Origin of the sequence: Nonomuraea antri, assembly GCF_013283785.1 — a bacterium.
Taxonomy (GTDB): domain Bacteria; phylum Actinomycetota; class Actinomycetes; order Streptosporangiales; family Streptosporangiaceae; genus Nonomuraea; species Nonomuraea antri.
The window spans coordinates 42,706-52,525 of the sequence record NZ_JABCPZ010000052.1 but is presented as its reverse complement, the minus strand read 5'-3'; the positions used below and the strand labels follow the sequence as shown (position 1 = coordinate 52,525).

The following is a 9,820-nucleotide window of genomic DNA, read 5'->3' as shown; positions in this document are numbered from 1 at the left end:
TCCCGGCCCCGCCAGCTGCACCTGCACCTGGACCCTCCACCCCGCCGCCAGCCGAGGAGGCGCGGCTGATGAATGAGCCAGAACCGCTGGTCGCGCGCATCCCGGCCGACATCGCCCAACCCGACAAGATCGCCTACGGGCTCACTCTGCGCCAGATCATCATCGTCACCGTCACCGGGGCGCTGGCCGCGCTCATCTACTGCCTGTTCCACCAGATGCTGCCGATCGTGGTGCTGGCCGGGCTGCTGTTGCCTCTGCTCGCGGTCGGGCTGGTGATCGCGCTCGGCCGGCGCGAGGGGTTGACCTTCGACCGGTTCGCGCTCGCCGCCGTGTTGTTCGCCCGTACGCCCAAGCGGCTGGTCGCCGCCCCGGACGGTGTCGTCGCGCCGCCTGCCTGGTGCCGGTTGCGCGGCGCGTTGCCCGCGCCGCTACGGTTGCCGGTTCGGGCCATCCGCACCGACGGCGCTCTGGAGCTGGCCGAGGGCGGGGTCGCGGTGCTGGTGGAGACCAGCACCCTGTCCTTCCATCTGCGCACCATCAGCGAGCAAGCCGGACTGGTGGGCGCCTTCGGCGCCTGGCTCAACTCGCTGGAGGCCCCAGTGCAGATTCTCGTCCGCGCCCGGCAGGTCGACCTCGGCGATCTCGTCGACGCGCTCGACCGACGTATCGGCCGGCTCCCGCATCCGTCGCTGGCCCGTAGCGCAGGCGAGCACATGGCATTCCTTCAGCAGTTGAACGCCTCCCGCGACCTGCTGGCCCGCCAGGTCCTCGTCGTGCTGCGCGACCACACCCCCGCACGCGGGCGCCGCTCAGTGCGACGAGATGCCGCAGCAGCCGTAGTGCTGCGCCGCGCTGAGGAAAGCGCGCGGACGCTGGCCGCGCTCGGCGTCTGCGCCACCGTCTTGGACGCCACGGCCGCTCACCGCGCACTGACCGAGTGCCTGGATCCCGGCGGCTGGCACCCCCAACCCGCCGCCTTGCCCGACGAGGTGATCAGTACCGCTGTGGAGGAACGATGAGACGACCGCGCAAGAGCGATGCTTGCGAGCGCACAAAGCTGGTGCAACCAGGCGCCCTTCAGATTGGAGCACGGACTCTCACCTTTCCGAACGGCGTCGCCGCCTCGTTCGCGGTGGTCGGCTACCCGCGTGAGGTCGGCGCGGGCTGGCTCGAACCTTTGCTCACCTACCCCGGCCGTCTGGACGTCTCCATTCATGTCGAGCCGATCCCGCAGGCGGTCGCCGCGATGCGGCTGCGTCGCCAGCTCGCCCGGCTGGAATCGGCCAGCCACTCCGACGCTCAGCACGGCCGCCTCCGCGACTTCGCGACAGAGGCCGCCGCCGATGACGCCACCGACCTGGCCAACAGCCTCGCCCGAGGCCACGGCCGGCTATTCAAGGTCGGCCTCTACCTGACCGTGCACGCCGCGACCGCGCCCGACTTGGAAGTCGAGCTGGAACGCGTGCACACGCTGGCCGCCTCGCTGCTGTTGGACGCCCAGCCGACCACCTTCCGCGCTCTGCAAGGCTGGACCACCAGCCTCCCCCTCGGCCTCGACGCGATGCAGCTGAGTCGCACCTTCGACACCGCCGCGCTGGCCGCCGCCTTCCCCTTCACCTCCCCCGATCTGACCGCAGCCACCGGCGACACCTCGGTGCTGTACGGGCTGAGCACCTCCAGCTCCGGCGTGGTGGTGTGGGATCGCTTCGCCCAGGACAACCACAACTCCGTCACTCTGGCCCGCTCCGGCGCCGGCAAGAGCTTCTTCACCAAGCTCGAAGCGCTGCGCCTGCTCTACCACGGCGTCGAGGTCGCCGTCGTCGACCCCGAAGACGAATACGCCCGCCTGGCCCGCGCGGTCGGCGGCACCTACCTGCGCCTGGGCGCGACCGGCGTCCGGTGGAACCCTCTCGACCTGCCCGCCGCCCACGGCCCGCACGACGACGTGCTGACCCGGCGGGCCCTGTTCCTGCAGACCCTCATCACCACCATGCTCGCCACCCCGCTCACCGCCAACGCCCGCGCCGCCCTGGACGCCGCCATCACCGACACCTACACGGCAGCCGGCATTACCCGTGACCCGGCCACCTGGGCCCGGCCCGCCCCACTCCTGGCCGACCTCGTCTCCACTTTGAAGCGCAGGAAACCGGGCGCCGAGCTGGCGGCACAGCTCACCCCATATGTGTCCGGCTCCTACCGGGAACTGTTCGACGGCCCGACCACCACCACACCCACCGGCCACCTGATCGTCTTCTCCCTGCGCGACCTGCCCGACGAGGTGAAAGCGGTCGGCACCCTCCTCGCCCTGGACGCCATCTGGCGGCGCGTGGCCAACCCCCGCGACCGCCGCAAACGCCTGGTCGTGGTGGACGAGGCCTGGCTGCTCATGAAGGAGGCCGAAGGCGCCCGCTTCCTGTTCCGCATGGCCAAAGCGGCACGCAAGCACTGGGCCGGACTGGCCGTCATCACCCAAGACGCCGCCGACCTGCTCAGCACCGAACTCGGCCAAGCCATCGTCGCCAACGCGGCCAGCCAGATCCTGCTCCGCCAGGCCCCGCAAGCCATCAGCGCGGTCGGAGAGGCGTTCGATCTGTCCGAGGGCGAGCGGCAGTTCCTGCTCGCCGCCGAACGCGGCCAGGCCCTCATGGTCGCCGGGCCGGCCAGCCGGGTCGCCCTGACTGTCGTGGCCTCCCCTTCCGAGGCCGAGCTGATCACCACGGATCCGGCCGAACTCGCCGAGCTGGAACAACGCCATGAATCAACCCCGCCGCCACCGCTGATCTCAGATGCCGCCTACGACGAGCTGGACGAGGAGGCCGACCCGCTATGACCACACTCGACGCGTGTCTGTTGTGCGACATCGACGACCGAGACGTGCAGGACATCCTGCGGTTCTTCCGTGAGCTGCCCACGCGGCTGGCCGAGCTCGCCCCTGCCCATGCCTGGCAGCTCAGTGCCGCGCTCGGTGCCCTGCTGGGAGTGCTCACGCTGGTCCGTCGCCTTCTCGGCAGGATCCGTCATCAAGGGTTGAAGACCGACGCCCGGCTGATCCAGATCTCCTGCCCGCCTCAGAGCGACCTTCATGGCGCGGCTGTGCTGTGGAGCCAGCTCATCGGCCTACTCCGTCCCGCTTGGAAACGCCTCCTCACAGGTCAGCCGCACCTGGTCTGGGAGTACCACGGCGACGACTCTCATGTCCGCATCCGCTTGTGGGTCCCCGGCGTCATCCCGCCCGGCGTCGTGGAGAAGGCCGTTCAAGCCGCCTGGCCCGGCGCCATCACCACCACCCGGCCCGCCACCAACCCCCTTCCCTCTCAGGCCCGAACCGTCGGCGGACGACTCGTCCTGGGCCGCGCCGAGCATTTCCCGCTCAAGACCGACCACACCAGCGACCCTGTCCGCGCCCTGCTCACCGCCATGAACGGACTCCGTACTGGCGAGCACGCCGTGGTCCAGATCCTGGCCCGTCCCACCACCGGACGGCGCCTACGCCGCGCCCACCGGGCCGCCGCGCACCTGCGTGGCGCCCACTCCAACAGTCCGCTCGGCCAGGCGTTGGACGAACTCGCCCCCATGACCGGCCACATCCAGCCGGGCCAGCTGGCTCGCATGTTCCCCGAGCGGGCCGAGCAGATCCGTGCCATCTTGGCCAAGGCAGGCCAGCCCCGCTACCAGGTCGCCATCCGCTACGCCGTCACCTCCGCCACCGACGACGAGTCCGCCCGCAGAAGACTTCGCGGCCACGCCCACACCTTGGCCGGTGTCTTCGCCCTGTTCACCTCAGGCCACCAGTACCTGCGCCGCCGGCGCCTCTTCCGCCCCCACGCGGCCATCGGCTCACGCCGCCTCGATACGGATTACCTGCTGTCTGTCAGCGAACTGGCCGCGCTGGCCCACCTGCCCTGGGACATCGACGCCCCCGGCGTCACCCGCGCCGGAGCCCGCCCCATCGCCCCACCACCGGCCGTCCCCCGCGACGCCGCCGACGGGCCGGTACGGGTGCTGGGCGACGGCGACAGCGGCCCACAGCGGCCGGTAGCCCTACCCGTGGCCGATGCCCGCCACCACACCCACATCCTGGGCGGCACCGGCGTCGGCAAATCCACCCTGCTGGCCAACCTGGTCCTCGCCGACGCCCACTCAGGCCGAGGAGCACTGGTCATCGACCCCAAAGGCGACCTCATCACCGACATCCTGGCCCGCCTACCCGAGCGCGCCATCGGGAAGACGGTGCTGTTCGACCCGCAGGATCCGGCCCCGCCACCGACGATCAACGTGCTCGCCGGGCCCAACCCGGCCTTCGCCGTCGACTCGGTCGTCACCATCTTCCACCGCTGCTTCCGCTCCGCCTGGGGACCTCGGGTCGACGACCTGCTGCGTTCCACCTGCCTGACGCTGACCAAGGTGGTGGGCCGCCACGCCACCCTCGCAGACGTTCCCCGGCTCCTGACCGACGCGGCCTTCCGAGCCCGCATCACCGCCCGCCTGGACGACGAACTTCTGACCGGGTTCTGGGACTCCTACCAGGCCCTCACTCCCGCAGGCCAAGCCACCGTGATCGGTCCGGTGATGAACAAGCTGCGTGCCGTCCTGCTGCGCCCCTTCATCCGCCAAGCTCTCACCCACCCCGCCACCACGGTCCCCATCGACCAACTGCTCGATGACGGCGGTCTGATCTTGGCCCGGCTGCCGAAGGGCATCCTCGGCGACGACGCCGCCCGCCTGTTCGGCTCAATCCTGCTCGCCCACACCTGGCAAGCCGCCACCCGCCGCGCCCAATACCACGAGAGCGCCCGCCCCGACGCCGCCCTCTACATCGACGAATGCCACAACTTCCTCAACCTGCCCGGCCACATCAACGACGTGCTGGCCGAAGCACGCGGCTACCGCCTCTCCCTCGTCCTGGCCCACCAGCACCTCGACCAACTCCCCACCGACCTGAGCGAAGCCCTGTCCGCCGATGCCAGGAACAAGATCTACTTCACCGCCTCCCCCAAGGACGCCAACGAGCTCAAGGCTCATACCGCTCCGCTGATCACCCCGCACGACCTCACTCACCTCGGCGCCTACCAGTGCGCTGCTCGACTCATCGTCGACGGCCAGCAGGCACCGGCGTTCACCCTGCGCACGCGTCCCCTCCCGCCGGTGACGGCAGGCCGTGAGCAGGCCATCCGAGAAGCGTCCAGGGAACGGTTCAGCAGCTCGCGGCCCGCTGATCAGCAGTCCTCAGCCCCGCTCAACCAGCAGATCAAGATCCGGCACGAACGGGACCCGCGCCCTTCTCATCGGACACCTCCTGCGCCAGCAGATCACTAGACGCATTGCCCGCAGCACCTCAGAAGGAGTCACATGGCCACCACTCGTCTTCCGATCGGTCAGCCCCGCTTCGACGCCAGCATGATGGTCGAGCTCGCCGCCCGGCTCACGCCGCGTGACTACGACATCCTCAACCATCTGCATCAGCACCGCGTTCTCACGACCCACCAGATCCAGCGTCTGTTCTTCACCCTGCCTCAGCCGACTCGTCGCCGACTCGGCATCCTGCACCGCTTCCACGTCGTCACCCGTTACCGCCCGTGGACCCCATACGGCGGCTCAGCACCCCATCACTGGATCCTCGGCCGGAACGGCGCCGAACTGCTCGCCCTGCGTGACGGGATCACCGTCAAGGAGCTGGGCTACCATCCCGACCTCGCCATGGCGGTGTCGGTCTCGCCCAAGGCCAACCACCAGATCGGCGTCAACGACTTCTTCGTCCACCTGCACCATCTGGCCCGCCGGCCCCTCACCACGGCGAAGGTGAAGGAGTGGTGGTCGGAACGACGCTGCGCCAAGCTCTGGGGCGACCTCGCACGCCCTGACGCCTACGGACACTGGATCGAGAACGGCCGAGGGATCGACTTCTTCCTCGAACACGACACCGGTTCCGAACCCCTCTCCAGGGTCACCGCCAAGCTGCACGGCTACGCCAACCTCGCCGAAGCCACCAGCATCACGACACCGGTCCTGTTCTGGCTCCCCAGCCAGGCGAGGGAAGCCAACTTGCGCAAGCTGCTCGCCGCAGCCGAAGTACCGGTCGCCACCGCCGTCCGCACCTGCCTCGACGACGGCCCCGCCGGACCTGTCTGGCTACCGGCCGACACAGACGGGCCTCGCCTGCGCCTGGCCGAACTCGCCCACGCCTGGCCACATCTCAGCCACCCCGCCCAGAACGATCTCGGCGCCTGACCCAGTAACCACCGGTTTCTCTCCGAAAGAAGGCAAGAGGTGAAGATAGCCGCGGTCGGCGCCGCCCTCCTGCTCCTCCTTGTCATGGCCTTCGTCTCCGCAGCCGCCGGCGTGCTGACCTCCTCCGGAGGACCTGGAGGCACTGGCTGCCTCGTCGCTGCAACAGGAAGCCAGGCGAGCGCGACGACACCCCAGCCGGCCGTGCCGGATCTGGACGCGGAGCAACGTGGCAACGCGGCCGTCATCATCGAGACCGGCCTGCAGCTGGGCCTGCCGACACGGGCCGCAGTGATCGCGATAGCCACCGCGCTGCAGGAATCGGGGCTGCGCAATCTGCCCCACGGGCATCTGGACTCGCTCGGCCTGTTCCAGCAGCGTCCCTCACAAGGCTGGGGCAGCCGGGCCCAGATCCTCACCCCGCAGTACGCCGCGCGCCAGTTCTACGACCGGCTCGTCAAGGTCCGCCGATGGGAGCGACTCCCCCTGACCAAAGCCGCCCAGGCCGTCCAGCGATCCGCCTTCCCCAACGCCTACGCCATCTGGGAGGCCCTCGCCCAGCGCACCGTTGACGCCCTGACGGGCTCCTGCGTACCGGTGATCCCGGGCGAGCAAGTGGCCGCCGTCATCGCCTACGCCCAGGCCCAGCTGGGCAAGCCCTACCTCTGGGGAGCCGAAGGGCCGATCTCCTTCGACTGCTCAGGCCTGACCATGCGAGCTTTCCAAGCCGCCGGAATCACCATCCCGCGTGTGGCTGCCGACCAGTGGCGTCATGGCCCATCGATCCGGCATGGCCAGGAGCAACCCGGCGACTTGGTCTTCTTCAACATGCAAGCCGACGGGCCAGGGCATGTCGGTCTCGTCATCGGCGGCGGCCAGATGATCCACGCCCCCAACCGGCGCGAGGTCGTGAAGATCAGCACCTACCAGCGCGGAGACCTGATCGGATTCACCAGGCCCGCCGCTCCGGCAAAGGCCGGTCTTCATGCCCGGTAGTGGTTCTCAAAGGGTGAGCAGCGCCCTTTCATCAACCGCTGGTCACGCTCCGGTATGGTTCCGATACTCTCCGGGAAGATCTCGAAACGGCTCAGGACCGAAGGAGACTCGGAGTGGATGCGCGAGCTGCCAAGGCATCACCGTTCAGAGTGACCATTCCCCATGCGCTGAACGGGCTCCTGGAACTCCGCACCGACGACTCGGTCTTGCGACTTGCCGTGGTCGAACGGGCTTACGCCAAGAACCTCCACGACATCTGGGACGTGACCGGTGTCTACGTTCTCCTGGATCGTCCGGACGGCACAGGGGCATGGGGCGCGTACGTCGGCAAGGCGGCTCCCGGCACCCTGAGCAACCGCCTGCGCACGCACCTGCGCCGCCGCGACCACTGGTACCGCGCTCTGCTGGTCCGGCGCGTCACCGAAGATCCCTTTCACACCAGCCAGGTCGGCTGGCTCGAAGGCTGCCTCTACGACATCCTCGTCCGCGCCGACCTCGTCCACCTGCACAACGGCAACCGGCCCCAGGATCGCACCCTGCATCTGGACGATCAAGCCGGCATGACCGACTACCTCCGCCCGATCTTCAGCGCCTTGCATCTCATCGGCCACAACCTCAGCCTTCCAGCCCCCGTACGTCCCTCCCGCTCGACTCGCGCCAAGAACAGAGACCATGTCCCGCCCTACGAGCTGCTCATGTCGGAGACCACACGGGCGACGGGAGATGGCGAAGATCGTCGCCCAGCCCAGAGCACCAAGGCCCGCCATAAGACCACCATGCTCGACCTCATCCAGGCGGGGCTGCTCCAACCAGGAGCCAGGCTCTATTCCACTGCCACCCCTCATCCAGCTGAGGCCACTCTCAACTCGGACGGATCTATCCAGTACGACGGAAAGGCGTACGAGTATCTCTCAGGCGCAGGTAAGGCAGTGACCGAGTACGACGTCAACGGCTGGACCTTCTGGGAGATCGAAACCAGCAAGGGCATACGGAGTCTTGCGTCGGTGCGGGCCGAGCTTGAGCAACGGCGGAAGGCGCGACCTGCCTATGAGCTGTGAGGCTCACAGGCCGGCCTCGAGGCCGGGCCCGGTGGTGCAGGAGGTGTGCCCCGGCCCCGCACTCGAGGTGCGTGACCGGGGCAGACCACCTGCGCCACCGGACCGGGCTACCGCCAGCCTTGCCCCTTCTCGCCGCCGTGGATCCGGCAGGCCAGTTCCTCTTCAGCGGTCAGTACGATGACCGGGAGCCTGTTCATCTCGAGGGTGAGCGCCTTGTGGATGCGGTGCCAGCCGTCGATGATCAGGTAGCCGGTGTCAGGGATCGGCGCCGCGATCAGCGGTTGGGTCAGGTCTACTGTCGCCGCGTGGGCGTGGTCGATGCGGATGAGGTGCAGCATGCCCGCCCAGTTCTCCGGGTCGAGCTCACCCGTGGGCGCGCGGTCGGCCGTCAGTTGCTTGGCGGCGGTGACGTTCCACTTCCACGCCAGCATCTGGAATGTCTCGATCGTAGGCTTCGCGGTGGGATTCATCTCGTGGCTCCTTTGAGTCGTGTTCTTGTAGGCGAGAACGGCTGCGCGTTCACCCGCCCCGCTCCGTTTCGGGTTCTGCTTCTGACAAAGGCCGGCGTCTTCTGCGGCCTTCTCAGCCAGGTGGAGAAAGTCGCGGGCAGCGGTGCATCGGATGAGTGCCAGCGCGTAGTCCAGGTGGGCCAGCGCCAGGGCCCTCTCGGAAGCCGCGTCCTCCAGCGTGATGGCTGGCGAGTCGTGGGTGAGGTAGCTGCCGACCCAGAAGCTGAACTTGGCCATGGCCCGGGCGATGCCCAGATGCTGCTCTCCGTACTGGGCGAGGCGCCTCCACCAGCTTCGCGAGAGATGGGCGTGGAGTCCCTCGTAGAGGTGCTCGGCGCACAGTCGCTGGCCGTCGTGGAGTCGCATGGCCAGGCTTGCCACGGCGGTCTCAGCCGTGGCGCGATGGTGCTGCACGGCCTTGCCGAGGTGGCCTTCGGGCTCGCTCCAGCTTGGGCCGGTCGAGGCGTGCGGGCCGATCACGACGCCCTCCCCGTACCCGTGCCGTTGATGGCGTCTTCCAGTCCGCCTGCGGCGCTGCTGAGCTGGACGGCGTGCTCCACGAGCAGTTCGCCGCTGGCCGCCAGGAAACGGCGAGCGGCTGCTCGGGAGGCATGTGCGAGGGCGTGGTCGAACAACGAGCCAGCCCCCCGGGCAGGAGGTTCGCCGGTGAGATAGGTCCGCGCCCACGAGCGCACCCGGCGCAAGGCGTGATCAGCGTGAAGTTGCCGCTGGCAGATCTGCTCGCCGACCAGTTCCCACCAGGTTCGTACCGCCTGCGTGAAGGTGGCTTCGTACAGCGGCTCGCCGGTCAGTCGCTGTCCGAGTTGAAGCAGGTACCCGGCCTCGGCTGCCGCTGCCTCGGCGGCGTCCTGGGCGGCGATCAGAGCCTTGAGGGTTCGCCCGTGCAGCTCATCGGCCGGGCGGGGGTGCGCTGGCCCGGAGGCGGCCTGTGTGGTTGCCCCGTGGTGGCTCGGATCGGGTGCGTTGTGGTGGCAGGTTGAGATGTCCATCGTGATCCTTTCCGTGGTGGGG

Annotated in this window: 8 protein-coding genes; 6 read left to right on the top strand and 2 right to left on the bottom strand. The window is 68.8% G+C overall.

Annotated elements, in window-relative coordinates; genetic code table 11:
• The first annotated feature begins 68 nt into the window (after nt 1–68).
• The 6 genes from HII36_RS19215 to HII36_RS58685 all read left to right on the top strand — a co-directional run bounded on the left by HII36_RS19215 (nt 69) and on the right by HII36_RS58685 (nt 8,279).
• Nucleotides 69–1,019, top strand: coding sequence for a PrgI family protein (locus HII36_RS19215; RefSeq protein ID WP_173524587.1), 951 nt, complete (start codon nt 69–71; stop codon nt 1,017–1,019).
• Nucleotides 1,016–2,830: a VirB4 family type IV secretion system protein gene (locus HII36_RS19210; RefSeq protein WP_173524586.1), complete on the top strand. Its 1,815-nt coding sequence runs from the start codon at nt 1,016–1,018 to the stop codon at nt 2,828–2,830. Before HII36_RS19215 ends, HII36_RS19210 begins: the two co-directional genes overlap by 4 nt.
• A complete protein-coding gene (locus HII36_RS19205) occupies nt 2,827–5,316 on the top strand; it encodes a type IV secretory system conjugative DNA transfer family protein (protein WP_173524585.1) in 2,490 nt (829 codons plus the stop codon). Before HII36_RS19210 ends, HII36_RS19205 begins: the two co-directional genes overlap by 4 nt.
• Nucleotides 5,317–5,349: 33 nt before the next feature.
• A complete protein-coding gene (locus HII36_RS19200; RefSeq protein ID WP_173524584.1) occupies nt 5,350–6,228 on the top strand; it encodes a replication-relaxation family protein in 879 nt (292 codons plus the stop codon).
• 39 nt (nt 6,229–6,267) lie between these two features.
• The gene (locus HII36_RS56675) at nt 6,268–7,221 is read left to right on the top strand and encodes a C40 family peptidase (protein ID WP_328807785.1); all 954 of its coding nucleotides are present in this window, start codon (nt 6,268–6,270) and stop codon (nt 7,219–7,221) included.
• Nucleotides 7,222–7,334: 113 nt separating this feature from the next.
• The gene (locus HII36_RS58685; RefSeq protein WP_173524583.1) at nt 7,335–8,279 is read left to right on the top strand and encodes a restriction system modified-DNA reader domain-containing protein; all 945 of its coding nucleotides are present in this window, start codon (nt 7,335–7,337) and stop codon (nt 8,277–8,279) included.
• 107 nt (nt 8,280–8,386) lie between these two features.
• Here HII36_RS58685 and HII36_RS58680 read toward each other — a convergent pair whose 3' ends face one another.
• Nucleotides 8,387–9,268 carry a ParB N-terminal domain-containing protein gene (locus tag HII36_RS58680; protein WP_173524582.1) on the bottom strand — a complete coding sequence of 294 codons (882 nt, stop codon included), beginning with the start codon at nt 9,266–9,268 and terminating at the stop codon, nt 8,387–8,389.
• Complete coding sequence (locus HII36_RS19180; RefSeq protein ID WP_173524581.1) at nt 9,265–9,798, bottom strand: hypothetical protein; 534 nt, start codon at nt 9,796–9,798, stop codon at nt 9,265–9,267. Before HII36_RS19180 ends, HII36_RS58680 begins: the two co-directional genes overlap by 4 nt.
• Nucleotides 9,799–9,820 lie beyond the last annotated feature (22 nt).

Bases quoted from the DNA above. Each gene is read 5' to 3' on its own strand.
- HII36_RS19215 (WP_173524587.1), top strand. From the start codon at position 69: ATGAATGAGCCAGAACCGCTGGTCGCGCGCATCCCGGCCGACATCGCC.
- HII36_RS19210 (WP_173524586.1), top strand. From the start codon at position 1,016: ATGAGACGACCGCGCAAGAGCGATGCTTGCGAGCGCACAAAGCTGGTG.
- HII36_RS19205 (WP_173524585.1), top strand. From the start codon at position 2,827: ATGACCACACTCGACGCGTGTCTGTTGTGCGACATCGACGACCGAGAC.
- HII36_RS19200 (WP_173524584.1), top strand. From the start codon at position 5,350: ATGGCCACCACTCGTCTTCCGATCGGTCAGCCCCGCTTCGACGCCAGC.
- HII36_RS19180 (WP_173524581.1), bottom strand. From the start codon at position 9,798: ATGGACATCTCAACCTGCCACCACAACGCACCCGATCCGAGCCACCAC.